Origin of the sequence: Desulfuromonas soudanensis (genome assembly GCF_001278055.1) — a bacterium.
Taxonomy (GTDB): Bacteria; Desulfobacterota; Desulfuromonadia; order Desulfuromonadales; family WTL; genus Deferrimonas; species Deferrimonas soudanensis.
Genome location: NZ_CP010802.1, coordinates 2,589,047 through 2,614,642, shown reverse-complemented (window position 1 = coordinate 2,614,642; position 25,596 = coordinate 2,589,047). Strand labels below are relative to the sequence as shown.

General features: G+C 62.3%; 23 protein-coding genes and 1 pseudogene. 20 read left to right on the top strand and 4 right to left on the bottom strand.

Annotated features, from left to right (window positions below):
• Positions 1–37: 37 nt before the first annotated feature.
• Both DSOUD_RS11695 and DSOUD_RS11690 read right to left on the bottom strand, forming a co-directional pair.
• Positions 38–943 (bottom strand): OmpA family protein, encoded by a 906-nt coding sequence (locus tag DSOUD_RS11695; RefSeq protein WP_053551183.1) that lies wholly within the window; start codon positions 941–943, stop codon positions 38–40.
• A 37-nt stretch (positions 944–980) separates the two neighbouring features.
• Complete coding sequence (locus DSOUD_RS11690) at positions 981–1,202, bottom strand: hypothetical protein (protein ID WP_053551182.1); 222 nt, start codon at positions 1,200–1,202, stop codon at positions 981–983.
• 205 nt (positions 1,203–1,407) lie between these two features.
• Here DSOUD_RS11690 and nadC point away from each other — a divergent pair, with 205 nt between their 5' ends.
• From nadC to DSOUD_RS11600, 18 genes and pseudogenes are all read left to right on the top strand, one after another.
• Positions 1,408–2,232, top strand: a complete 825-nt coding sequence (gene nadC, locus DSOUD_RS11685) for a carboxylating nicotinate-nucleotide diphosphorylase (protein WP_053551181.1) — start codon at positions 1,408–1,410, stop codon at positions 2,230–2,232.
• A gap of 30 nt (positions 2,233–2,262) precedes the next feature.
• Positions 2,263–3,291 (top strand): biotin--[acetyl-CoA-carboxylase] ligase, encoded by a 1,029-nt coding sequence (locus DSOUD_RS11680; protein ID WP_053551180.1) that lies wholly within the window; start codon positions 2,263–2,265, stop codon positions 3,289–3,291.
• Positions 3,292–3,302: 11 nt separating this feature from the next.
• The gene (locus DSOUD_RS11675; RefSeq protein ID WP_053551179.1) at positions 3,303–4,076 is read left to right on the top strand and encodes a type III pantothenate kinase; all 774 of its coding nucleotides are present in this window, start codon (positions 3,303–3,305) and stop codon (positions 4,074–4,076) included.
• A 170-nt stretch (positions 4,077–4,246) separates the two neighbouring features.
• Entirely contained in the window at positions 4,247–6,325 is a 2,079-nt protein-coding gene (gene fusA / locus DSOUD_RS11670) for an elongation factor G (RefSeq protein ID WP_053551178.1), read from the top strand.
• Between the two features lie 42 nt (positions 6,326–6,367).
• A complete protein-coding gene (locus tag DSOUD_RS11665; protein ID WP_053551177.1) occupies positions 6,368–7,525 on the top strand; it encodes an SPOR domain-containing protein in 1,158 nt (385 codons plus the stop codon).
• 7 nt (positions 7,526–7,532) lie between these two features.
• The gene (locus tag DSOUD_RS11660) at positions 7,533–8,564 is read left to right on the top strand and encodes a hypothetical protein (protein ID WP_053551176.1); all 1,032 of its coding nucleotides are present in this window, start codon (positions 7,533–7,535) and stop codon (positions 8,562–8,564) included.
• Between the two features lie 64 nt (positions 8,565–8,628).
• Entirely contained in the window at positions 8,629–9,096 is a 468-nt protein-coding gene (locus DSOUD_RS11655; protein ID WP_053551175.1) for an MOSC domain-containing protein, read from the top strand.
• The gene (locus DSOUD_RS11650) at positions 9,093–9,593 is read left to right on the top strand and encodes a MogA/MoaB family molybdenum cofactor biosynthesis protein (RefSeq protein ID WP_053551174.1); all 501 of its coding nucleotides are present in this window, start codon (positions 9,093–9,095) and stop codon (positions 9,591–9,593) included. The genes DSOUD_RS11655 and DSOUD_RS11650 overlap by 4 nt, the downstream gene beginning before the upstream one ends.
• 94 nt (positions 9,594–9,687) lie before the next feature.
• Complete coding sequence (locus DSOUD_RS11645; protein ID WP_053551173.1) at positions 9,688–10,389, top strand: MgtC/SapB family protein; 702 nt, start codon at positions 9,688–9,690, stop codon at positions 10,387–10,389.
• A gap of 111 nt (positions 10,390–10,500) precedes the next feature.
• Positions 10,501–11,217, top strand: coding sequence for a response regulator (locus DSOUD_RS11640; protein ID WP_053551172.1), 717 nt, complete (start codon positions 10,501–10,503; stop codon positions 11,215–11,217).
• Positions 11,218–11,654: 437 nt separating this feature from the next.
• Positions 11,655–11,936 (top strand): chaperone NapD, encoded by a 282-nt coding sequence (locus DSOUD_RS11635; protein WP_053551171.1) that lies wholly within the window; start codon positions 11,655–11,657, stop codon positions 11,934–11,936.
• A 59-nt stretch (positions 11,937–11,995) separates the two neighbouring features.
• A complete protein-coding gene (locus DSOUD_RS11630; RefSeq protein ID WP_053551170.1) occupies positions 11,996–14,317 on the top strand; it encodes a molybdopterin-dependent oxidoreductase in 2,322 nt (773 codons plus the stop codon).
• Positions 14,317–14,949, top strand: a complete 633-nt coding sequence (locus DSOUD_RS11625) for a MauM/NapG family ferredoxin-type protein (protein WP_053551169.1) — start codon at positions 14,317–14,319, stop codon at positions 14,947–14,949. Before DSOUD_RS11630 ends, DSOUD_RS11625 begins: the two co-directional genes overlap by 1 nt.
• Positions 14,939–15,709 (top strand): NapH/MauN family ferredoxin-type protein, encoded by a 771-nt coding sequence (locus DSOUD_RS11620; RefSeq protein ID WP_053551168.1) that lies wholly within the window; start codon positions 14,939–14,941, stop codon positions 15,707–15,709. Before DSOUD_RS11625 ends, DSOUD_RS11620 begins: the two co-directional genes overlap by 11 nt.
• 12 nt (positions 15,710–15,721) lie before the next feature.
• Positions 15,722–15,823, top strand: a pseudogene (locus DSOUD_RS17955) (hypothetical protein); the annotation flags it as partial.
• Between the two features lie 419 nt (positions 15,824–16,242).
• Positions 16,243–16,905 (top strand): DUF502 domain-containing protein, encoded by a 663-nt coding sequence (locus tag DSOUD_RS11610; RefSeq protein ID WP_232426440.1) that lies wholly within the window; start codon positions 16,243–16,245, stop codon positions 16,903–16,905.
• Between the two features lie 374 nt (positions 16,906–17,279).
• Positions 17,280–18,944, top strand: coding sequence for an AMP-binding protein (locus DSOUD_RS11605; RefSeq protein ID WP_053551166.1), 1,665 nt, complete (start codon positions 17,280–17,282; stop codon positions 18,942–18,944).
• 40 nt (positions 18,945–18,984) lie between these two features.
• Positions 18,985–20,175 (top strand): M24 family metallopeptidase, encoded by a 1,191-nt coding sequence (locus DSOUD_RS11600; RefSeq protein ID WP_053551165.1) that lies wholly within the window; start codon positions 18,985–18,987, stop codon positions 20,173–20,175.
• Between the two features lie 81 nt (positions 20,176–20,256).
• Here the strand turns inward: DSOUD_RS11600 and traF are convergent, their stop codons facing one another.
• Positions 20,257–21,804, bottom strand: coding sequence for a conjugal transfer protein TraF (gene traF, locus DSOUD_RS11595; protein ID WP_053551164.1), 1,548 nt, complete (start codon positions 21,802–21,804; stop codon positions 20,257–20,259).
• A 393-nt stretch (positions 21,805–22,197) separates the two neighbouring features.
• On the opposite strand from traF, the gene DSOUD_RS11590 reads away from it, so the two are divergent.
• Positions 22,198–22,899: a phosphoribosyltransferase gene (locus DSOUD_RS11590; RefSeq protein ID WP_053551163.1), complete on the top strand. Its 702-nt coding sequence runs from the start codon at positions 22,198–22,200 to the stop codon at positions 22,897–22,899.
• A gap of 146 nt (positions 22,900–23,045) precedes the next feature.
• Here the strand turns inward: DSOUD_RS11590 and DSOUD_RS11585 are convergent, their stop codons facing one another.
• Entirely contained in the window at positions 23,046–23,912 is an 867-nt protein-coding gene (locus tag DSOUD_RS11585; RefSeq protein ID WP_053551162.1) for an ethylbenzene dehydrogenase-related protein, read from the bottom strand.
• 356 nt (positions 23,913–24,268) lie between these two features.
• On the opposite strand from DSOUD_RS11585, the gene DSOUD_RS11580 reads away from it, so the two are divergent.
• Positions 24,269–25,576, top strand: a complete 1,308-nt coding sequence (locus DSOUD_RS11580) for a rhodanese-like domain-containing protein (protein WP_082351242.1) — start codon at positions 24,269–24,271, stop codon at positions 25,574–25,576.
• Positions 25,577–25,596: the final 20 nt, after the last annotated feature.

The following is a 25,596-nucleotide window of genomic DNA, read 5'->3' as shown; positions in this document are numbered from 1 at the left end:
GCCGGCGACGGGGAGACCAGGCAGGCGGGGAAAACGGCTATTTCAGGGGTTCGACGACGGTTTTTTCCGACGGGACCAGAACGATCTGGATGCGCCGGTTCTGGGCGCGCCCCTGGGCGGTGGCGTTGTCGGCCACGGGCTGATACTGACTGAAACCGCAGGCGGAGATCCGTTGCCCGTCGATCCCCACCTTCTCCTGAAGAAAATGCACCACGTCGGTGGCCCGGGCGGTGGAGAGCTCCCAGTTGGTCGGGAAGGTTTTGGCCAGGGCCGCGCTGATCGGGATGTTGTCCGTATGCCCTTCGACGCGAATGTCCTTGTCCTGAACCCCCTTGAGGATCGATCCGACCCGCTGCAGGACCTCGAGGCCGGCCGTCTTGACCTCGGCCTTCCCCGAGTCGAAGAGGATCCGCTCCACCATGTTGACGGTGAGTCGCCCCTGGAGTTCGGAAATGGTGACCTCCCCCCGTTCGATCTCGTTTTCCATCTTGTCGACGAGTTCGTCGAAGGTGCTCTTCATCTGCGCGACGCGGGCCTCCCGGGCGATGCGCTCCAGTTCGACCTGTCCGGCGAGGTCGCGGTTTTCTTCCTCGAGACGGTCGATGGCCTGGCGCATCTCGCTCATGGCGGCGCCGGCCTCGGCGCTGCGCGCCGAAAGGACCTTCTCCAGGCGCCCGACATCGGCTCGGCAGCGAAGGAGATCCTGCTGGAGGGCCGAAGACCTCTCCATCGCCTCCCCGTACCGGGTATTGAGGTCGCCGATGTGGGCCTCGAGTCCTTCCTTGATTTTCTGCAGCCGCGAATAATCGCTTTCCAGGGCGTTGAAAGCGGCGCTGAGTTCGTCGAGTTCGTAGAGTTTTTGCTGGTGCGTCGCCTTGCTGACGCAACCGGCAAGAGCCAGGAGGGTCGTCAAGGAGAGGGCAAGGGCGAAGAGTGGGCGCACAACAGACCTCCTTGGGAGAGAAAAAGGGGACGCGGCCTCAGGCCCGCCCCCCCTTGGGTGTCAGTTCATGTCCGCAGTGGATGCAGAAGAGCTTGACCAGCTCCTTGCGTTTGTCGGTCGCTGCTTTGCCGTTGTGGAGGGAAGGGGGAGCCGAATCGTCGTGAACGATGTTGCGGGAGGTTGCGGTGCCCAGCACTTCCCGTATTCCAGTGCCGAAACAGTTGGGACAGACGACAGCTTTGCCCGGTTTTTGCTTCATAAAGCCCCTTTTGTGGGTAATGTGCAATTCCGGAGACGTTTCTAGCATAAACCCCAAAAAAGTAAAAGCAATTTTCGTCCGGGTTTTCGGTTGCGGGGGCGGCGAGCGCTATGGTATAAAAAAGCGTTTTCAATACCTTAGGCAGGGCCGGCCGGCGCGCTAGGCGTCCAGATCCGCCCCGGCAAGTGCCCCTCAGGAGTTGACCATGTTTGAAATCGATCGAATCATTTCCAATGCCCTGCATGAGGATATCGGCCTCGGTGACATCACCACCCTGGCGACGGTGGAACCGGGGACGTCGGCCCGGGCCGAGCTGGTGGCCAAGGAGGATTTTGTCCTTTCCGGCCTGGACGTGGCCCGGCGGGTTTTTTTCACCCTCGACGCTGCCGTGGCCTTTGAAAAGTTGACCGAAGACGCCCGCCCGGTCCGCCGCGGCGAGGTACTTGCCTGGCTGAAGGGGGATGCCGCCAAGCTGCTCCAGGGGGAGCGGGTGGCCTTGAATCTGCTGCAGCGCATGAGCGGGATCGCCACACTGACCTCCCGTTTTGTCGAGGCGGTCGCCGGAACCGGCGCGATCGTCGTCGACACCCGCAAGACGACTCCGGGGCTGCGCGTACTGGAAAAATACTCGGTACGCATGGGGGGGGGGCGCAACCATCGCACCTCTCTCTACGACGGCGTCCTGATCAAGGAAAATCATATCGCAGCGGCCGGGGGGATCGCCACCGCCGTCGACCGCGCCCGCCGTCGCGCCCCCCATACCCTGAAGATCGAGATCGAAACGGAAAACCTTCAGCAGGTGGAGGAGGCCCTGACAGCAGGAGCCGACATCATCCTTCTCGACAATATGAACCTGGATACCCTGCGGGAGGCGGTTCTCTTCATCGATGGCCGGGCTCTCACGGAGGCCTCGGGAGGGGTCAACCTGGAAACGGTGCGCCCCATCGCCGAAACCGGGGTGAATTTCATCTCCGTCGGCGCCCTGACCCACTCCTTTCGGGCGGTGGATATCTCGATGCTTTTTCAGTAGCAGCCATTCTTCTGTCGTCACGGATCGAATATGACCGCTAAAAGCCCGCGGGAGGAGATCCTCCGCCTCTTTCACAAGACGGCAGGGACCTTCGTCTCCGGAGAAGAGATCAGCCTGGCTCTCGGTGTCTCCCGCACCGCGGTCTGGAAGCAGATCGGACTGCTGCGGGAGTTGGGCTACGTCATCGAGGCCGTCTCCTCCCGGGGGTACCGGCTGGTATCGACCCCCGACACCCTGATTCCGGCGGAAATCAAATCCGGGCTCGACACGGGGATCATCGGCTCGGAAATCCTCTATTTCGACGAACTCGACTCGACCAACGCCCGTGCCCGCCAGATCGGAGACGCCGGGGGCGCCGACGGGACCCTGGTCATCGCCGACCGGCAGACCGCCGGGAAGGGGCGCATGGGGCGGCAATGGGTCTCTCCCCCCGGTGTTAACCTCTACGCCTCGGTCCTGCTCCGCCCCCCGATCCCCCCCTGGCAGGCTCCCCAGTTGACCTTTCTTTCCGCCGTGGCGGTCGCCCGGGCCATCGAGGAGATCTCCGGAGTGCGCCCCCGGGTCAAGTGGCCCAACGACGTGTTGCTGGACGGGAAGAAGGTCGCCGGTCTGCTCAACGAGATGAATGCCGAAACCGAGGGGATCCGTTACGTCATCCTCGGCATCGGTGTCAATCTCAACATGGGGGCGCACCAGTTTCCTGCCGACCTTCGCTACCCCGCCACCTCCCTTCGCCTCCACACGGGGGGGCCGGTCTCCCGCCTGGCCTTTGTCCAGTCGCTGCTGCGCCATCTCGACGCCCTTTACCAAAAGTGCCTGAGCGAAGGATTCTCCCCGGTGATCGCTGCCTGGGAAGGATTCTTCGATCTCGTCGGGAAGCCGGTGGAGGTCGATTTCCAGGATCGCGTCGTCCGCGGGGTGGTGGAAGGGCTCGACGACATCGGCGCCCTCCTGCTGCGTCTGGCGGACGGGACCCTCGAGCGGGTCCTTGCCGGGGATGTCCGGCCCCTGTCGTCCCCCTCAGGCGACCCCTCTTCAACCCCTCATTCCATCCGATAGGGCCGCATCCTATGCTTCTGGTCATCGACGTCGGCAACACCAACACCGTTCTCGGCATGTATCGCGGCAAAGAGCTCGTCCGCAGCTGGCGGATCACCACGGAAAAGAACAGGACCGTCGACGAATACGCCATTCTTATCCACGAGTTGTTCAGGCTCTCCGATATCCATTTTACCGACATCCTTGACGTGATTATCTCCTGCGTCGTGCCGCCGATGCTCAACACCCTGGAAAACCTCTGCGGCGACTACTTCAAGCGCAAACCCTATGTCGTCGGACCGGGGATCAAGACCGGGATGCCGATCCATTACGACAACCCGCGGGAAGTGGGGGCCGACCGGATCGTCAACGCCGTCGCCGCTTATGAGAAATACCACCGCAGCCTCATCATCGTCGATTTCGGCACGGCGACGACCTTCGATTACATCTCGGGGCGCGGCGAATACCAGGGGGGCGCCATCGCGCCGGGACTGGGGATCTCCTCCGAGGCCCTCTTCGAGCGGGCCAGCAAACTCCCCCGGGTCGAATTCTCCCGCCCCCCCCAGGTGATCGCCAGGAACACCGTGAACAGCATCCAGTCGGGGATCTTCTACGGCTATGTGGGGCTGGTGGACGGCATCGTCGAGCGGATGATCCAGGAGGGGAAGGAAGATCCCCTGGTGGTGGCGACCGGCGGCCTCGCCGGGCAGATCGCTCCGGCGTCCCGGACCATCGCCGCGGTCGATCCGATTTTAACCCTTGAGGGGTTGAGACTTATCTACACCCTGAACAAGTCGGGATTTTGACAGTCCCCCCGGCGGATGTTAAGCTGCCGTGAGGCCCTTCTCCCTGAGACCCGGGGCCGCCGGCCGCTCAAGAAACTTCCTCCGGCGCCTGCGGCGCCCTTTCGGTTCGTTGTTTCCTGTACCTGATCCTTTGTGCTTCCTCAACTCGGCTGGACATTAAAGGAGAGACCATGGGCAAGTACGATACGGCAAAGTTGCGCAACCTGGGAATTGTGGCCCATGGCGGGGCCGGAAAGACTTCGCTGACCGAGGCGATCCTCTTCAACACCGGAATGACCGACCGCCTGGGCCGGGTCGATGACGGCACCTCCACCATGGACTTCGAGCCGGAGGAGATCAAGCGCCACATCACCATCAATTCGAGCCTCCACCACTGCGAGTGGAAGGGGCACAGCCTGCATATCGTCGACACCCCCGGTTATAGCAATTTTCTCCATGACACCCGCAACTGCCTGCGGATTCTCGGCGGAGCGGTGCTGATCGTCTCGGCCATCTCCGGGGTCAAGGCCCAGACCGAAAAGATCTGGGAGTGGTGCCAGGAGTTTGCCGTGCCGCTCATCGCCTTCGTCAACAAGATGGACCGCGATAGCGCCGACTTCCTCAAGGCCGTCGACGACATGTCGAAAAATCTCGGAACCCGTGCGGTACTGATCAACATGCCGATCGGCGCCGCCGAAGATTTCCGCGGGATCATCGACCTGGTCTTCATGAAGGCGCGCTTCTTCGATTTCGACGGCAAGGGAACCTTCCGTGAAGAGGAGATCCCCGCCGAATACCTGGAGGATGCCGGACGCCTGCGCACCCTCCTCCTCGAAGCGGTGGCCGATGCCGACGACGGACTGATGGAGAAGTACCTGGAGACGGAGACCCTCTCCACCGAGGAGATCCTCCACGGTCTGCGCGAGGGGACGTTGACCGGGACCTTCACCCCGGTTCTGTGCGGCAGCGCTCTCGCCAATATCGGGGTCCGCTCCCTTCTCGAGTACATCGTCCACTGTCTGCCGTCCCCCCTCGACAAGGGGACCCAGATGGGGAGCAATCCCAAAAGCGGCGAGCTCGAAGAACGCCGCCCCGACGAGGACGAACCCTTTTCCGCCATGGTCTTCAAGACGATCAGCGATCCCTACACCGGCAAGATGACCCTCTTCCGCGTCTACTCGGGAACGCTGAAATCCGATTCGATGGTTTACAACCCCAACCGGGAGACCGTAGAGCGCATCGGACAACTCTTCGAAGTGGAGGGGAAGAAGCACAAGGCGATCGATGTGGCTGTAGCCGGAGACATTGTTGCCGTCCCCAAACTCAAGGTCACGGTGACCGGCGATACCCTTTGCGATGCCGCCCGGCCGATCCTCTTCGAAAGCCCGCTCCCGCTCAAGCCGGTGATCAGCTTTGCCCTGCAGGCCCGCAGCAAAAACGATGAGGACAAGATCCACTCCGCCCTTCAGCGGCTCATCGAAGAGGACCCAACCCTGCAGGTTCTGCGGGACGAGGAGACCCACGAACAGATCCTTTCGGGGATGGGGCAGGTGCATCTCGAGGTCACCGTCGAAAAACTCAAGCGCAAGTACGGCGTCGAGGTCGAGCTCAAGGAGCCCAAGGTACCCTATCGCGAGGCGATCAAGGGGCGCGCCAAGCTGCAGAGCAAATACAAGAAACAATCCGGCGGGCGCGGCCAGTACGCCGACGTGTGGATCGAGTTGGAGCCTCTCCCCCGCGGCGCCGGGTTCGAGTTCGTCGACAAGGTTGTCGGCGGCGTCGTCCCCCGCCAGTACATCCCCGCCGTGGAAAAGGGGGTGGCCGAGGCGATGCAGCGCGGAACCCTGGCCGGCTTTCCCGTCGTCGACGTCCGGGTGACCCTTTTCGACGGTTCCCACCATTCGGTCGATTCCTCGGAGATGGCCTTCAAAATCGCCGGCTCCATGGGGTTCAAGAAGGGGATGGAACAGGCCGGACCGGTGCTCCTCGAGCCGGTGATGCATATGGAAATCATCGTCCCCGACGACTGCATCGGCGACGTCATCGGCGCCATGAACTCGCGGCGCGGCAAGGTCCTGGGGGTGGAGCCCAAGGCCAACCGCCAGGTGATCAACGTTCAGGTTCCCATGGCCGAAGTTCTCAAGTACGCTCCCGAACTGCGGTCCATGACCTCGGACCGGGGTCTGTTCACCATGGAGTTTTCCCATTACGAAGAGGTGCCACCGCACCTGACGGCAAAAATTCTCGGCGAGTTGAAGAAGGCCGAGTAGACAAAAATAATACCGATACTCGAAAAGGAGGACTGTTTTATTATGGCGGACAAGGATGATTTTCATTTTGAGGAAGAGGGGGAAGAGAACTCCTTCGATATGACCGGGGGGTTCGACGGCCCCGGGTCCCGCAAGGACGCGGACGCCGATCCCTTCGACTCTTCCTTCGTGCAGACAAAAAAGAGATCCCTGTCACGGCCCCTGCTCCTGGTCCTTCTTCTTTTGGTCCTCTGCCTGGCCGGAGTCTATTTTTTCTTGACTCCTGAACCCGCGCCGGTGGTTCGGGCTCCGGCGCCGGTCGTCAAGAAACAGCCGATTCCCCTCCCCGTTGCGCCGAGCGCCCCGGCGTCCGAACCGGTCCGGACGGCACCGGGAACAACAATAACCGGCGCACCCGCGCCCCCGGTCGAATCCGCTGTCCGACCCCTGGAAAAAGGGGTCGTCGAGGAGAGTCTGAGCCAGGAGAAAGTGGCGGTCGTGGAACCGGCGAACGTTTCACCGGCCGCACCGACGGCTGCACCGACGGCTGCACCGACGGCTGCCCCGGCGACTGCCCCGGCAACTGCCCCGGCAACTGCCCCGGCGACTGCCCCGGTCACTGCCCCGGCGACTGCCCCGGCGGCTGCACCGACGGCTGCCCCGGCGACTGCCCCGGCGACTGCCCCGGCGACTGCCCCGGCGGCGCAGGGGGAAGTGCAAGTCAAGACGAAACCGGAGATCGTCCCTTCTACCGCTTCTCCCGCGTCGTCCGGCAAGTACGTGCTCCAGGGGGGAGCCTTCCTGGTGCACGAGAACCTCGTCGAGGCGGAAGCGACCGTGCGCGAACTCGGTTTCGAGCCGCGCCTGGAAGCGGGGCAGAAGACGGAGAAGATGACCCGGTTGCGGGTCGGCCTCTACGCTCCGGCCGAAGCCCGGGCCAAACTCCAGGAAATAAAGGGACTGGCTCCCGACGCCTTTCTTGTCCGGGCCGGAGACCAGATGGGGGTCTATGCCGGATCCTATTACGATCTCGACAAGTCCCGCCGCTTTGCCGACCATCTTTATCAGCAGGGGCTGCGGGTCGAGGAGGAGTATGTGGAGATTCCCCTGCCGTTGACGATCCTCACCTTCGGGGATTTCCCGGATATGGCGGCGGCCCGCCAGGCCGCCGAGCGGGCCCGGGCCAAAGGATTGGACGTTCTTATCGTTCAGAGGCACTGAGACCATCATGACTTCCACCGCCAGGACCGTGCGCCTCAAGGTTTCGCCGCAGGTGGCGCGGATTGTGACCAAGGGAGCCCCGCGGGAGGTGCAGCTGAATGCCGCCCGGGGGGCTCTCCCTCTCCAGGGGCAGGATCTGCTGACGACCCTCCTTTTCCTCAGCCACGGCACCGATACGGAAATCAAAAGCCTGGCCGGCGCCACCCTGCGGGAGATCCCCCCCGGGGAGCTGGCGCCCGTCGTGGAAAACAGCGAAATTCATCCCCAGCTCCTCGACTTCGTCGCCCGGGCGCGGATCGGCGATCTCGTCATCATGGAGCCCCTGCTCACCAACCCCGCCGTTTCCACCGAGACCCTGGTCCATGTCGCCTCCCATGGCGAAGGGGGGGTCCTCTCCCTGGTGGCGCACCTCGCTCTTCGCCAGCCGGATTCCCCGGAAATCGCGGCGGCCATCCTGGGCAATCCGCGGGCGGACCGGGCCGTGAAGGATCGCCTGGAGCCGGCCATCCCCTCGCCGGCATCGGCCGAGGACGCGGCGGACGCCGACGGGGAGCCTGAAGAAAGCGGTGATGAGGCCGCCGACGACAGCGAAGAGATGCCGGTCGACGAGGAAGAGGTGAATCTCTCCAAATACCAGCAGGCCCTCGAAATGGGAATTTCGGAAAAGATCAAGATGGCCTTGACCGGCGACAAGGAGTGGCGCAACATTTTCATCAAGGACGCCAACAAGCTCGTCTCTTCGGCGGTTCTGAAAAACCCGCGGGTCACCGAGGGGGAGGTGCTGATGATCGCCAAGAACAAGAGCTCCAGCGAAGAACTGATCCGGCTCATCACCCTCGAGCGGGAGTGGGTCAAACAGTACGAAATCAAGAGAGCCCTGGTCCTGCACCCTCGGACCCCCCTCCCCAAGGCCCTGCGCTATATGGGGTTTCTCACCGAGAAGGATCTCAAGAATCTGGCCAAAAGCCGGGGTGTCGCCCAGGCGCTCGTCAACAACGCCAGGCGAATGCTCGCCGACAAAAACAAGAAAAAAGGGTAGCCGTTCCGGTCTGCTCCCTGCCGCATCGGGGGCTATTTACGAAAAAGAATCAGGAGATGGACTTATGAACAGGGCGGAGATCATCGCCGTTTGCACCAGCCCCGGCAAGGGGGAGCGGAAGAAGGACGTCGGCAGCGGCCGACTGGTGGAAAATTACGGGCTGGAGGGGGACGGCCATGGCGGGGACTGGCACCGCCAGGTAAGTCTTCTGGCCATGGAGAGCATTGACAAGATGAAGGCCGCCGGCCTCGATGTCGGCCCCGGAGATTTTGCGGAAAATCTGACCACCCGGGGGATCGATCTCTGCCATCTTCCCATCGGCACCCGCCTCAAGGTGGGGGAAACGGCCCTCCTTGAAGTGACCCAGATCGGAAAGATTTGCCACGAGCGCTGCGCCATCTACTATCAGGCCGGTGACTGCGTGATGCCCAAGGAGGGGATTTTCGCCATTGTCCTCAAGGGGGGAGCCGTATCCCGGGGGGATGTCATCGTCCTGGCCGAGGAATCGGCCAGCGGGGAGGAGACGCTTTGACGGCCGGGGGTCCTTACCGGATCGGCGTTCTGACCCTCTCCGATAAGGGGGCCCGGGGGGAGCGCGAGGACGAAAGCGGTCGGATCCTTCGGGAAATGATTGCGCCGCTGGGGAGCGTCGAGCGCTACCTGGTGATTCCCGACGATCAGGAAACCATCGTCCGGACCCTGGTGGAGTGGGTCGACCGGGAAGGTCTCGACCTGATCCTGACCACCGGCGGGACGGGACTCTCGCCGCGGGACCTGACTCCCGAGGCGACGGCCCGCGTCATCGACCGCCAGGTGCCGGGGATGGCCGAAGCGATGCGCATGGCCAGCATGGCCAAGACGCCCCACGCCATGATTTCCCGTGCCCTGGCCGGGGTGCGGCGGACCACCCTGATCATCAATTTACCGGGGAGCCCGAAGGGCGTCCGGGAGAACCTCGAGGTCGTTTTCCCCGCGCTCGGCCATGCCCTGGCCAAGCTCAAGGGTGACCCTGCCGATTGCGCCCGCTAGGAGCCTGGCGACAGGCGCCTGCCAGACGATACTCCTATTACAAGATATTTTCTCCGGCCAGAATGGTCTGACAGATTTTTCAAGGATCTTATTCATGGATTGGCTGCATCAGCTGCAGAACAGCTACGAACTGAGCATCCTCGGCCGGCTCCTCCTGGCCTCTCTCCTCGGCGGTCTCATCGGCCTGGAGCGGGAGATTCACGGCCGCCCCGCCGGTTTTCGCACCCATCTCCTGGTCACTCTCGGCTCCTGTCTGATGATGATCGTCTCCGAGTATTTTTTCATCAAGTTCGGCGACCTGTCTGCGGACGGCGTGGTGCGTCTCGACCCGGGGCGGGTCGCGGCCCAGATTGTCACCGGCATCGGTTTCCTCGGCGCCGGGGCGATCATCAAGGAAGGGCATGCCGTGCGCGGTTTGACCACGGCCGCCTGTCTGTGGGTGGTGGCGGGAATCGGCATGGCCGTCGGTGTCGGTCTCTATTCGGCGGCGCTGATCGTCACCGTCGTGGCCCTCGGCAACCTTCTTTTTCTCAAGCGTGTGGAGCTGATGCTGAAAAAGGACCGGTATCGAACTCTCCACGTTACCTGTGACGACGGCCATGGCATACGTCAGAAGTTGGAGGTCTTTCTTGCCGAGCGACATTTGCGCGTTCTCAACTTCGGGATTGAAAAGGACAAACTCTGCAAGGAAGTTCGCTTCGAGTTCCAGGTTGCTCAATGCGGAGACGATGTGCGGGGGGTGGTGGCCGAAGCCATCGCCGATTTTGCCGAGGTCAAGAAAGTACGTTTCCGGTAATACCTGCTGGATGGCTGCGCCATGGATCGTCAACAGGCCGGGCACAGGGGCCAGCCTTAATTAATGCGTAAAAGGAACTGCACTGGTTCCTTCCAGGGAGGAGATTTGCCGATGTCCGAGATCACCGTACTGCTGGCCGACGATGTGGAGCTCTTTCTCGAGCTGGAAAAGACCTTCTTCCGGCGCGAGGCCGTGCGCCTGCTGACGGCCCGCACCGGCAAGGAGGCCGTCGATCTCGTTCTGGAGCACCGGCCCGGTCTGGTCTTCATGGACCTTTACATGCCGGAGATGGACGGAGACGAGGCCTGCCGGCAGATCAAGGCGCACCCGGCCCTCGGGAAGACCCCCGTCGTCATGGTCACTCACGGCGGCCGTCCTGAGGATCTGGAACGGTGCCGTCAGGCGGGGTGCGATGACATCCTACTCAAGCCGATCAACCGTCACCTTTTTGTCGAAACCGCCCGCCGCTTCCTTCAGGTCATCGACAGGGCAGCTCCCCGCGTCGAAGCCCGTTTCAGTATCCGCTACGGTATTTTTCAGCAGAATCTCCTCTCCAATTATGCCGTCAACCTCAGTACCGGCGGAATCTTCATCGAAACCGACACCATCCTCCCCCCTCATACCGCCCTCGGTTTGGAGTTTGTCCTTCCCGAACCGGAAAGGGAGATTGTCTGCAAGGGGCGGGTGGCCTGGGTGAACCATCCGGATAAAATCATCAATCCGGCTCTTCCGGCGGGGATGGGTCTTCAGTTTCTCGATCTGCAGGGGGACGATCTCAGCGCCATCCGGGAATATATCAAAACCCGGGCACTTCACCCTTCCTGGTAATTTTGGGAGTATCGAGAAACAAAAGAGGGCCCGGCTATTTTGCCGGGCCCTCTTTTGTTTCCCCTTGAAAAAAGCTTATCGGGCGGGACAGTTACCTTTCGGTAGCGGCAATCCCTCTCTTGTTACCTTCCGGGTACGATCGAGGTAGAGATTTTCGGAAAAATTCAAGAGTGTACGGGGGGAGCCTTGCGGCTTCCCTTTGTTTTTCAGTGGGTTGAGACGCCATTTTCCCCCATGGCACGGTCCTTGGATAGGGATGAAAGAGTTACGCCGGGCTTGCCGGACGGTCAAAGTCCGTTAGGCTTGGCATCACAGATTGGTGTATGGCCGGCGACGCGCCCTCGGGGATGAACTCCGGTCTGCGCCGGCCCCGGAAGGTTCAAGACAGAGGAAGTTACGGCCCGGGGACGTTCCCCCGCAGGACCCAGGAGGTTTTCATGCCCGTCAGCGGTATTGTCATTCGGATCGACCCGGAGCAAAGGGACCGGGTCGTCGCCGGTCTTGCGGCGATGGCGGAAGTTGAACTGCAGCCCCTTTCGAACAGCACCATTCTGGTCGCGGTGCTCGATGCGGTCGATTTCGAGAGAGAAAACGCCCTCGTCCGGACCATCGGCGACTTGCCGGGCGTGGTGAGTGTGTCCCTGTCCTATCATAATTTCGAGGATATGGCCGAGGTTCCCCCTTCCCCTCAGAGGACAGATCTTTCCGGTCCCGAGTAAAATCAATAGGTTTTCGACAGCTTCATGTCTGATTATTTGAACATGGAAAGGAGTCTGCAATGGATATCAAGAGACGTCAGCTGATCAAGGGGGCCGCCGCCGCGGCGGCCATGGCGGCGGCCGGATTCCCGGTCAACGCCCTTCTGGCCAGCCAGGCAGAAGCGGCCGAAGCCGGCCTGACCTGGGGGAAGGCGCCCTGCCGCTTCTGCGGCACCGGTTGCGGCATCCTGGTCGGGACCAAAAACGGCAAGGTGGTGGCCACCAAGGGGGATGCGGCGGCGCCGGTCAACAGGGGACTCAACTGCATCAAGGGGTATTTTCTCGCCAAGATCCTTTCCGCCCCCGACCGGCTGACCCGGCCCCTGCTGCGCCAGGGGGACAAGTTCGTCCCTGTCAGCTGGGACCAGGCCCTCGATCTCATCGCCGAAAAGATGCAGGAAACGATCCGCGATCACGGGGCGCAGGCCGTCGGCATGTTCGGCTCCGGCCAGTGGACGGTGCAGGAGGGGTACGTCGCCGCCAAGTTCATGAAGGGCGGCATCGGCAGCAACAGCCTCGATCCCAACGCCCGCTTCTGCATGGCCAGTGCGGTCACCGGGTTCATGACCACCTTCGGCTCCGACGAACCGATGGGGAATTACGACGACCTCGACCTGGGGGATACCTTCTTCCTCTGGGGCGCCAACATGAGCGAGTGCCACCCGATCCTCTTCTCGCGCATGACCGCCAACCGGGTGAAGAATCCGGATGTCCAGATCATCGACCTGGCCACCCGCTATACCCGCACCTCCAGGGAGGCCGACCGGTACGTCGAATTCCAGCCGCAGTCCGACCTGGCCCTGGCCAACGGCATCGCCCACGTCATCGTCCGCGACAAGCTCTACGACAAGACCTTCGTCGCCGAAAAGGTGACCTTCAAAAAAGGGAAGACGGATATCGGCTACGGCACCGAGGACAACTTCCAGTTCAAGGAAGAGGCCGTGGGGATCGACTTTGCCGAGTACGCCGAATTTCTGAAGGACTACACTCCGGAGAAGGTCGAGGCGATTTCCGGCGTCCCGGCCGGAACCGTCGAGGAGTTGGCCAGGCTCTATGCCGACCCGAAGCGCAAGGTCTGCTCCTACTGGACCATGGGATTCAACCAGCACTCCCGCGGCACCTGGGTGAACAACCTGGTCTACAACATTCACCTTTTGACCGGCAAGATCTCCCAGCCCGGCCAGGGGCCCTTCAGCCTCACGGGCCAGCCCTCGGCCTGCGGCACCGCCCGCGAGGTCGGCACCTTTGCCCACCGCCTCCCGGCCGACATGGTGGTGACCAACCCCGAGCACCGGGCGATCGCCGCCGGGATCTGGAAGGTGCCGGTGGAGAAGATCCCGGCCAAGCCGGGGTACCATGCCACCGAGATGCTGCGGGCGCTCGACCGCGGCGATATCCGTTTTCTCTGGGTGCAGTGCAACAACCCCTTCCAGGCGGCGCCCAACGTCGATCGTTTCCGCAAGGGGGCGCGCAAGCCGGGACGTTTCGTGGTCGTCTCCGACGTCTACCCGACCCGGTCCACCGAGGTGGCCGATCTCATCCTGCCGACGGCCATGTGGGTGGAAAAGGAGGGGATGTTCGGCAACGCCGAGCGTCGCACCCAGCACTGGTTCAAGCTGGCCGACGCGCCCGGGGAGGCGAAGGAGGATCTGTGGCAGATCGTCGAGGTCGCCAGGCGCATGGGGTTGGGGCACCTCTTCGACTACCCGGCCGATCGGTCGATTCACCACTCCCTGTTCGAGGAGTACCGCCGCTTCACCCTCGGTGTCGGCAAGGACCTGGCTCCCTACGAGGTCTACCAGAAGGAGCGCGGGGTGATCTGGCCCTACGTCGACGGCAAGAGCGTCAAGTGGCGCTATAACGAGGAGTACGACCCCTACGTGCCGAAAGGGAAGGGGATCGACTTCTACAAGAACAAGAAGGAAGACCACCGGGCGGTGATCTGGGCCCGTCCCTTTGAACCGGCCGCCGAAGTGCCCGACGCCGACTATCCCTTCTGGCTCTCCACCGGTCGCGTCCTCGAACACTGGCACACCGGGACCATGACCCGGCGGGTGCCGGAGCTCCACCGGGCGGTTCCCGAGGCGCTCTGCGAACTTCATCCCGAAGATGCGGCCCGGCTCGGCATCAAGAACGGCGAGGCCATCAGGCTGACGACCCGGCGCGGCACACTGCAGATCAAGGCGAGCGTCGGCGGGCGGGGCATCCCGGGGAAAGGGAGTGTCTTCGTGCCGTTTTTCGACGAGGAGCGGATGATTAATTCCCTGACTCTCGACGCCATGTGTCCGATCTCCAAGGAACCGGACTACAAGAAGTGCGCAGTCAAGGTTGAAAGGGTCTGATGAGCCGGACGGAAGAGAAATCCTCCCTGGGCCCCGGCGCCCGGGGGGCCCTGGTCGGCGGCGGGGCGCTCTGGCTCCTTCTCAAGGCCGGCTCGGGCTACGGCTGGCTGCTGCGTCCGCCGGGAGCGGTGGCCGAGGACGAGTTTCTCAAAAAATGCCTGCGCTGCGGGCGCTGTGCCCATGTCTGCCCCTATCAGGCGGTGCAGATGGGGCGTCTGGCAACCGGGGTGGCCCTCGGCACCCCGCTGATTGTCGCCCGCCAAAACCCCTGTCGGCTCTGCGCCGATCTCCCCTGCGTCAGGGCCTGTCCGAGCGGCGCGCTCGACCCGGAGCTCAAGGAGGCGCTGAAGACGCGCATGGGGACGGCGGTTATCGTCGAACGCCAGGAGTGCCTCTCTCTCAAGGGGCTGCGCTGCGAGGTCTGCTACCGGGTCTGCCCGGCGATCGACAAGGCAATCACCGTCGAGAGTTATCTCAACGCCAAAACCGGCCGGCATGCCATCTTCGAGCCGGTGGTGCACAAGGAGCACTGCACCGGCTGCGGGATTTGCGAAGAGGCCTGCGTCCTCGAGCGTCCGGCGATTGTCGTCGGTCCGCTGCACCCCCCGTCGGAGAGCTGGTATGAGGGTTAATTTCTGGGCCATCGGCCGCCGGACCGTGCAGGTGGCCGTGCTCCTCCTCCTCGCCTCGCCGGTTTTGGGGTGGAGAGGCTTTCAGGGGAACCTCGGCTCCGCCTCTCTTTCCGGCATCCTCCTTTCCGACCCCCTGGCCGCCCTGCAGGTGCTCCTTCTGACCGGCGCCCTGGCCTTCCCCTTGCTGGCCGGCAGCGCCTCGGTCCTGGCGGTCTACGGGGTCCTCGGCGGGCGCTCCTTCTGCGGCTGGGTCTGTCCCGTCGGTCTGCTCACCGATCTCTCCGAACGGCTGCCGGGGCGCCGCAACCGGCCGCGCTGGCGCCTCGGCTGGAAAGGGGGGGTGCTGGCCCTGACGCTGCTGTTGAGCCTCCTCCTTGGCCTGCCGGTCTTCGAAACCCTTTCTCCCATCGGAATTGCCGGTCGCGCCCTGAGTTTCGGTCCGGGGGCCGAAGTCATTCTCCTTGCCCTGATCGTTGCCTCCGAGCTCCTGCTGGTGCGGCGTCTCTGGTGCCGCAGCCTCTGCCCCCTCGGCGGTTTCTATGCCCTGATCGGCCGATTCTCGCCGCTGAAGGTCGCCTATCGCCGGGAGCGCTGCATCCACTGCGGACGCTGCCGGGAGGTCTGTTTTGTCCCCGAGGTCCTCGCCCCGCCCCTCGAGGAGGGGGCGACCCGGGTGAAGAGCGGCGAATGCAGCCGCTGTGGCGCCTGCATCGGCACCTGTCCGGTGGCGGCCCTGACCCTTTCCTTCAGCAAACCCTGAAATCAAAGGAGACATTTTATGCAGAAAGCTGCCCTCACCATCGTCGCCGCCGCCACAACAGCCCTCCTCTTTGCCTGCCACCCCGCGCCCCCTGCCGCGCACCCCCCGCCCTGACGCCGCCGCCCGGTTCGACGGCCAACCCGCCGCTCATCCCCCACGAAGTCGCCGAAGCCGACAGTGGTGCCGATTGTCTGGCCTGCCACCGGGACGGCGAAGAGGGGGCGCCACCGACCCCCCACCCCTGGCTGGTCGACTGCCGCCAGTGCCATGTTCCGCAGTTAGAAGGGATCGCACCCTTTCAGCCGGCCTATTGACCGGAGTCGGCTCATACCTCTTCGGCGGATGCGGGATGCGGCGACGGTGAGGAGGGACCGCGCCAGGGAAGGGTCGGGCGGCTCTTCTCCCGGGGCACGGAGCAGAAGCTCCGTGCCCCGGAATGTCTGTGGACAGCCTGGGGCTAAAATGCGACAATGCCCTCCGAAATGCGCCGCCCCGGGGAATTCCCCTGTCACTGCGGCTCTGAGGAGTGTTTTGTGAGCGATCCGATGGAAAATGGCGGTAAACCAGGGCTTGGCCGGCGGTTGATACGTCACCTGAAGAAGAAGTTCATTACCGGATTGCTGGTGATCATCCCCGTGGGGATCACCATTTTCATTCTGCGTTTCCTCTTCGGTCTCGCCGACGGGGTCCTGGCTCCCTCCATCAAAAAGGGGGTCGGTTTTTTCTCCGGCGAGGGGCTTTATATCCCCGGCGCCGGGATGATGGCCGGACTTCTCGTGATCTATCTCGCCGGGGTGGTGGCCTCCAATGTTCTCGGCCGCCGCATGGTCGACTTCTGGGACCGGCTCTTTTCCCGCATCCCCCTGGTCAAGTCGATTTACACCTCCTCCAAACAGATCATCAACGTCTTTTCCAGCGGGGGGACCGGGTCCTTCCGTCAGGCCGTTTATGTGGAATTCCCCCGCGCCGGCTCCTTTTCCATCGCCTTCATCACCAACAGCGTCAAGGCCGCCTCCGGCAAACCCTACTACACCGTCTTTATCCCCACCTCTCCCAATCCGACCTCCGGTTATGTGCTCCTTCTCGAGGAATCCCAGGTCTATCCGGCGGCTTTCGGTGTCGAAGAGGCGATGAAAATCATCATGTCCGGAGGCATGGTCACCCCCGATGTGTTGCGCGCGGAAAAGCTTCAGTAAGGGGGGAGTGCGGGCGTCCACAGTTCCTTGTGCATAGCGCTGTGGAAAAGCACCGTCGGTCCTTCCAAGTCCTTCAAGGGGAAAAGGGAATTAGCCCTTTGCCTAGAAAAAAGCCACCCCTTGCCGCGCCTGCTGTTTTTTGGGTTATCTTTATAATTCAGATAATTGAATACTATCTGCGATCCCGTCGGCAACAACCGCTTGCCCCTTGCCTTGCTTCTCCCGGCGGGGAATGTGACGAGCGGCGGTTTTTACTTTGACTAAACACCCCGCCCATGTTATTCAAAAAGCGGTTAAAAAACAGCTATTTGACCAATCTCAAATTTTTGTTTGACGGTATTAAACTTTTTATCCCCGGCAGGAGGTAGGACTCAATGGCCAAGACGCTGCACTTTACCCTGGGCGGGATGCTCGAAGACATCGCCCGCCGTTTTCCCGACAACGACGCCCTGGTCTATCCCGATCGCGGTCTGCGCTACAGCTATCGGGAATTCGACGCCCTCTGCGACCGGGTGGCCAAGGGCCTTCTCGCCCGCGGAGTCCGGAAGGGGGACAATCTGGCGATCTGGGCCACCAACGTCCCCGAGTGGGTCGTTCTCCAGTTTGCCACGGCGAAGATCGGCGCCGTTCTCGTCACGGTCAACACCAGCTACAAGTCGTCGGAGCTCGAGTACGTCCTGCGCCAGTCCGATGCCACGACCCTCTTTCTGGTTCAGGGGTTCAAGGACACCGACTATGTGGAAACCGTCCGAACCGTGGTCCCCGACCTCGGGGACTCGATTCCCGGCAAACTCTCCAGCGCCGCACTCCCCTGTCTGAAGGACCTGATTTATCTCGGAACGTCCCCGCCGGCGGGGATGCTCGCCTACGGCGATCTCGAGATCCTCGGCGCCACCGTTTCCGATCAGGACCTGGCGGCGGCCAAGGGGGCCCTTGACGAGCACGAGGTCATCAATATGCAGTACACCTCGGGGACGACCGGCTTTCCCAAGGGGGTGATGCTCACCCACCACAACCTCATCAACAACGGCTACAACATCGGCGAGTGCATGAAGTTCACCGAGAACGACCGCCTGTGCATCCCCGTCCCCTTCTTTCACTGCTTCGGCTGCGTCCTCGCCGTCCTCGCCTGCGTCACCCACGGCTCCGCCATGGTGCCGGTGGTGACCTTCAATCCCGAGGAGGTACTCAAGACCATCGAAGCGGAGAAATGCACGGCGGTGCACGGCGTCCCCACCATGTTCATCGCCGAGCTCGACCATCCGGCCTTCCGCAAATACGACCTCACCTCGCTGCGTACCGGAATCATGGCCGGTTCACCCTGTCCCATCGAGGTCATGAAGCGGGTCATCCGCGACATGCATGTCTCCGAGATCACCATCGCCTACGGACAGACCGAGTCGTCGCCGGTGATCACCCAGACCCGCACCGACGACCCCATCGAGCTGCGCGTCGCCACCGTCGGCCGCGCCCTCCCCGATGTCGAGGTGAAAATCGTCGACATCGAAACCGGCGGGACCCTCCCTCCCGGAAAGCAGGGGGAACTCTGCACCCGCGGCTACCATGTGATGAAGGGGTATTACAAAATGCCCGAGGACACCGCCCGGGCCATCGACGGCGAGGGGTGGCTGCATACCGGCGACCTGGCGGTGATGGACGACAACGGCTACTGCAAGATCACCGGACGCATCAAGAACATGATCATCCGCGGCGGCGAGAACATTTATCCCCGGGAAATCGAAGAATTTCTCTACACCCATCCCAAGGTCGCCGATATCCAGGTCTACGGAGTGCCCGACCGGAAATACGGCGAGCAGGTGATGGCGGCGATCAAGATCAAGGAGAAGGTCTCCTGCACCGAGGAGGAGATCAAAGACTTCTGCCGCGGCCGCATCGCCAATTACAAAATCCCCTTCTACGTCAAATTTGTCGACGAATACCCGATGACCGCCAGCGGCAAGATCCAGAAATTCAAGCTGCGGGAGATGGCGATCAGCGAACTGAGCCTTGAGGAGGCGGCGGCGGAAAAAACGGCCTGAACCTGATTTCCCCCTCGCACCGCAAAGGAGAACCGGACCCATGCGCATCACGCCGAGAAGCGAACTGCAGTCCCGCATCGAGAAACTCCAGAACCTCATGCAGCAGCAGGGGCTCGATGCCGTCCTCATGCTGCAGAACGCCGATCTCTTCTATTTCACCGGCACCATCCAGCAGGGGATTCTTTACGTCCCCGCCTCCGGCGAACCCCTTTACCTGGTCCGCAAGGACCTCGACCGGGCGCGCATGGAGTGCGGCCTCAAGGAGATCCTCCCTTTCAAGAGCCCCAAAGACCTCCCCGGGATCCTCTCCGATTTCGGCTACCCGACGCCGAAGAGTGCGGGGATGGAACTCGACGTCCTCCCCGTCGCTCTCTTCCAGCGGCTGCAGAAGGTCCTCGATGGCTGTGCGATTTCCGACGCATCTTCGCTGATCCGCATGGTGCGCTCGGTCAAGTCCCGGTATGAGATCGAGATCATGAAGGACGCCGCCCTGCAGGTCGACCGCGTTTACAAGCGGGCCAGGGAGGTGATCCGGGTGGGGATGACCGACCTGGAGCTCGCCGCCGAACTCGAGTTCTGCGCCCGAAAACAGGGGCATCAGGGGATCACCCGGATGCGCGGCTTCAATTCCGAACTCTTCTACGGCCACATCTTCTCCGGCGCCGACAGCGCCGCCCCGGCCTTTCTCGACGCCCCTCTGGGCGGCATCGGCGTCAATCCGTCCATCGGCCAGGGGGCCAGTTACAAGACGATCAAGGCTCACGAACCGATTACCGTCGATTTTGCCGGCGCCTTCGACGGTTACCTCGTCGATCAGACCCGCATCCTCTGCATCGGCGGTCTCTCCGACCAGCTCACCAGGGCCTACGAGGACATGGTGAAAATTCAGGACCGTCTCAAGGCCACCGCCCGCCCCGGCGTCGCCTGGGGGGATCTTTATGAGGACTGTTACGCCCTGGCCTGCGAGCTCGGTTACAAGGAGCACTTCATGGGGTCGGCCGATGCCCAGGTCTCCTTCATCGGCCACGGCATCGGGGTCGAGATCGACGAGTTTCCCTTCATCGCCCGCGGCTTCAAGGACCAGGTCCTCGAGGAGAACATGACCTTTGCCTTCGAACCGAAGGCGGTCTTCCCCGGTCTCGGCGCCGTCGGCATCGAGAACACCTTCTGGGTCGGTGCCGACGGCCTCAAACACATCACCTTCTCCGACCAGGACCTGGTGGTCCTCTGAGTCTTGGCAAGGCTCCGGTTTCACGAACGAAAAAGGCCCCCTCGCAGGAGGGGGCCTTTTTCGTTTCATCGAAGGGAGAGACTAAAAGTCGACGCTCAACTGGGCGGCGACCCGAACTTCCTTGGGGAGATCCTCGCCGTCGAATTCCTCCTGCTGGTCGGAGAAGGCGCCGGCGACGTCGAGGCGCACCGCCCAGAGGTTGAGACCGAGGCCGGCGGTGTAGACCCAGTCGATGTCGCTTTCGATGAGGTTCCGGTAGATCCCTCCCCGCAGGGCGAGAAAGCGGAAGGCGTCCCACTCGAGGCCGAGGGAGAGATTCTGGGTCTTGTACTCCTGGAGGGTCGTTTCGTTCTGGGTCAGATCGAGGTCGACCTCGAGGGTCAGGGTCTTGAGGGGGATGAAGGCGACCCCGGCGGCCACCTGGGGATCGAGGGTGACGTCGTCGAAGCGGGTGGTTTTTATCGTTCCGTCGGGGAGGAGGGTGACGACCGTCGGTCCGTCGAAACGCGGGGCATTGATATTGCGGGCCACCAGGCCGAAATTGACCATTTTGTAGCGTCCCATCAGGCCGAGGTCGATGCCGAAATTCAGGGTCTCCTCATAGTTCTCGTCGGTCTTCATCAGGATGTCGCCCGAGTCCTCGGCAAAAACCAGGACCTGGTTGCCGTAGACCCGGCCGGTCATGACTTTGACGTTGCCGCCGACGGACCAGTGATCGTTGAGGGCGTAGCCGTAGGAAAGGGGGACTTCGGCGAGGCCGAATCCGGAGAGGAGAACGGTTGTCGAGTTGTCCTGCAAGGTCCCGGTCCCCGCGCTCACCTCGGTGAGGAGGGTGGCGATCTGCGCGGCCAGGGCCGGATCGCTCCCCTGCTGGGCGGCGAGAAAGTCCAGACGGTCCACGGCGTCGGCGGCATCGACGCCGGTCGCTCCCGAGGCAACCAGTGCGTTCTGGATGTCCGTTGCCTGCTGGGGGGTGAAGAAGGTCAAAACGCCGTCGGCGGTGTATCCGGTAATCGGTACCGAGGCGATGTCGGCTGCAAGGTTCGTGGAGGTCGCCAGGCCGAGGTTGGCCTGGTCGAGGTCGACGACGACGCCGGAGGCCTGGGCATAGCCGCGGGCGCCGATGGCGAAGTGGCCGATACGCACCCCGACGCCGGCGTTGGCGTCGGCGGTAATGGCGTTCCCCGGCTGATCGAGACCGGAGAGGCTGTGGACGAGGTTGATGAGGTCCACCAGGTCCGACTCGCTCTGGATGCCGTTGGCGCTGAGGAGCTGGTAGTCGATGGCCGTCAGTTCGTCGAGATACTCGCCGAACTTGTTGTGCAGGCGGTAACCGGCGCCGGCGCCGGCGTCGATCCCCCAGTCCTTGCGGCCGACGTCGTTGTTGTCGCAGAGAATCGGCTCCCCCTTCTCGTCGCGGCAGCCGAAAAAGCCGAAGGCGGCGGGATTGTAGTACTGGGCGGTGGTGTCGTTGACCGAGGCGACGTTGGCACCGGCCATTCCCAGGGCACGGGGTCCGACGAAGAAGGTGTCCAGTGCCGAAGCCGGAGCGGCGGCCAGGGGGAGGAGGATGAGCGCCCCGAGCAGGGCGGAGAGATGCCTGGCGATGGAAAAGTGTCTGACCTTCATCGATGAACTCCTTGATGGAAATGGGGCCGCGGCCGCCGGATAGAGATCGGCCGGATTGCTTGCCGAATTGGTGCACTGACTTTTGCACAGGTTGTGCCAGAACTTCTCCGGAAAAACACGAGGTGAGGAGACGGGGAGGGTGCCTGCAAGTAACTAGAGATTCAAGGGAAAAATGAAATCATATCAAAAAGGAGGGTTTGACCGGAATCATGTCCGAGCGGCAACGGATCCCGGGTGTCGGCGATTTGACTTGAGGCGCTCTCAGAAGCTGAGAAGACCTGGTGTCGCTGGCCTCTCCCCTGTTCCTTCTCCCTTCTCCCTTCTGGAAAACGTCGGCCTCTTTGCTATAAGGGTCAACAGGGATCGTCGCAACGTTTGCCGGAGGCATGCACCTTGGCCGAAAAAAAGGGAAACATCCACGAAGTCACAACCCTGCACGGTCGTATCGCCGTCTTTGCCGACCGCCGCCACGGCGGCGAGGTTCTGGCCGGAGTCGTTCCCCCCAACTGTCGCGACGGGGTGGTGCTGGGGATTCCCGCCGGCGGAGTGCCGGTGGCGGCGCGGCTCGCTGAACTCCTCCGGCTCCCTCTCGACGTGGCGGCGGTGAGCAAGATCGTTCTCCCCTGGAACAGCGAGGCGGGGTACGGTGCCGTGGCCTATGACGGCACGGTGCTCCTCAACGAAAAACTTCTGCCGACCCTCGGTCTCGACGAGGCGGAGATCCGAAAGGGGATCGAGCGGACGACGGAGAAGGTGCGCCAGCGGATCGGGCGCTTTCGCGGGGATCGACCCTGGCCTGATGTGACGACGGGGACGGTGATCCTGGTCGACGACGGACTGGCCTCGGGATTCACCATGCAGGCGGCGGTGGCGGCTCTGCGCCGGGAGGGGGCAAAGCGGATCGTCGTCGCCGTTCCGACCGGTCACGACCGGGCGGTGGCGCGTCTCGCCGGGGAGGTCGAGGCGCTGTGCTGCGCCAATATCCGCTCCGGGTGGAGTTTTGCCGTCGCCGCCGCGTACCGGCAGTGGCACGATGTGAGCGACGAAGAAGTCGAGGCTCTGCTCAGGCGGCAACCTGTTGAAAAAAATCCATAGGCGGGAGGGGACGTTCTGTCTTATTGCGGGTGACACTGAAGGGGGCGGGTCGGGATTTTTCGAGACGGAAGGGGACCTGCCCGTGTGTTTGAAGTCGGGGGAGCCGGGACAGTGCCGGCTCCCCCTTCGGTGTTCAGGAGAGGACCTCAGCGGAACTCCAGGGTGAGGGGTTCGGAAATCCGCCCCATCCCATAGAGGTTGGGCTGACTTTCGTCCGGGGAATTGCCGTAGAGGCTGAAAACCGAAACGCCGAAAAGATATTTCTTGCCGGATTCGGGGGCAAACTGGATGTCGAGTTTGTCATCCGTAGCGAGCTTGCGGGCCACCTCGATGAACCAGAAGCCGGCCTCCCAGACCCCCTTGGCACGAACGTCCGCATGGCTTCCGGTCGGAACCTGGGCTTCATAGCGATTGACCAGGTTGCCGAGGAATTCAGTCGGCTTGGGCACCTCCCGGTAGGGGGGCTCGCCGCTGTCGCTGAGCCTCTGCAGGTAGCGTTTTTTGCCCTTCGGGCTGATCGTTTCCGTGGCTTTCGGGGTGGATTTATCGGAAAGGATTTGCAGTTTGTCGTCGGCGTAGCCGGCCAGATTGGAACGGTTGGCTTTCCAGTACCATTCGTCGGCGCGGTAACTGTCATCGGAGAAATTGGAGAGATTGACGTCCTTGTCTTCCAGATTCCATTTGAAGACGAACGTATCCTCCCGATGGGGCCCTTCTCCATAGGTCTTGCCGGCCTCGTCCCAGATCCAGGGTATATGATAGGAGTTCTCCGCCTGATCGGAGAACATGGCCAGAAAGTAGACGCTGTCGTCGGTATAAACGGAACGCAGGAGAATTTTGACCCCGGCCACGGCATCGGTGATGACGAGCGGGGTCACAGAGGTCCACACCTGATCCTGGATGGAGCCGTCGAGAACCGGCGCTGTTTTGACCTTGACCGAAGGAAGGGTCTGCGCTCCCATGACCAGCCCGGGAAAGAGCAGGATCAGCAGAAATAAAACGATTCTCGGCATGATTGAGTCTCCTTTGTTTGGCTAATGAGGGAGCTTCTTTGTACCTATTCTCCGGGGAATCCGTCAATGTTAATGCTTGTTTATCGCGGCAGGAGACGTTTGTCCGCTAATTTTTCCGTGATCGCTTGAAACATATCAGCCGTTTTTTAGTCTCCATCGAAGTCTCATCATATAACGATGTATTAAATTATTCTATTGACTCACCCGGCCAAGCATGCCAATTTAAAGCAAATTTTAACCTTGGTGTGGCCTTGAGGGAATCCCTCCCTCCGGTCCCGCAGGCATTCAGAAGGGAGGTGAACAGCGGAGGTTAAAAGTCGCGAAGAGGAGTTCTTTAACTCAATTGGAGGTTATTCATGATTCGACGACGATTGTTTTACTTCTTGGTTGTCGCCATGTGCAGCGCGGCTCTTTTTGCCGCCGGCTGCCATAGCGACAATGACAACCCCTCACCCCCGCCCGTAAATACAGATACCGGTGGGCAGGTGAGCGGCACGAGTGCCGTCCCTGGCACAGACCTGACCGAAATTGCTGCGCGCCTCGATTTGGTTCTGGCCCTTGGGTACAACACCACAAACCCCGATGCTCTGGCCAAAGTCCTTTTCGACGACACCGCCACCACCACCGATCCCTTCATCCTCGACACCCGGGAGCCCGCGGATTATGCCGCCGGCCATATTCCGGGAGCCGTCAACATCCCCCTGCAGAACCTCCCCCAGGCCCTTCTCGACGGAACCTCCGGCATCCCGGCCGACCGCGAAGTCGTGGTCGCTTCCTACTGGGGCAACGATGGCAATATGGCCAGTCTGCTGATCAACGTGGCGCGGATTGCCGATCCGGTCGCCCAGAAGGCAGCGCTGGATGCCAAGACCGCACTCCCCTATCCCAAAGCGACCGGCCTCTTCCAGGGAATGACTTCCTGGTCCTTCCGCCGGGATCTCGTGCCTGTCGGCACCCGCTTCGACGATGCCGGAGCGGCCGGCGTGGTCGTGGAGAAAGCGACTCAACCCGGAACGGCAGCCGCAACCCCTACAGACGTCTATCCCGCTTTCAGCCCCTTCACCGCCTCGGTGGATACGGTTGTCGACAAGATTCTTGTCCGGGCGAAAAACTACCTTAATTCCGTTCCGACCCAGTTCGATCTCCAGGTCTACCCCTCGGCGCTGGCGACCAACCTGGAGGACGGCAACGCCGCGAACGATCCCCAGATCGTAAGCGTCCGCAGCGCTGCTCATTTTGCACTCGGACATATTCCCGGCTCGATCAACATCGCCTACCAGAAGGTGGCGGATCTGGCCAATTCCGAGCTCATCGACCCGACCAAACCGGTCGTCGCCTACTGTTACACCGGCCACACCGGTTCCATAAGCACCATGGCCCTGGGGATTCTCGGGTATCCGGCCAGGAACCTCCTCTACGGGATCAACGGCTGGAACACCAGTCCCGCCATTGCCTCGGGTCAGCTGTTGAATTTCGATCTGTTCAAAGCCTGGGACTTTCCCCTCAACGATGGCAGCGCGGTCGATCTGGCCAGTCTTGCCGATTACGTGCCGCCGACCGGTTGCGTCGAGTGTCACTCCAGTCTCACCGCCGTTTTCTATGATCGCGAGGTCGCCAATCCACCGATAGCGTCGGTGGCGCCCCCCTCAGAAGGTGAAGGCTGAGGCGGATCTGTGGCGCCCGT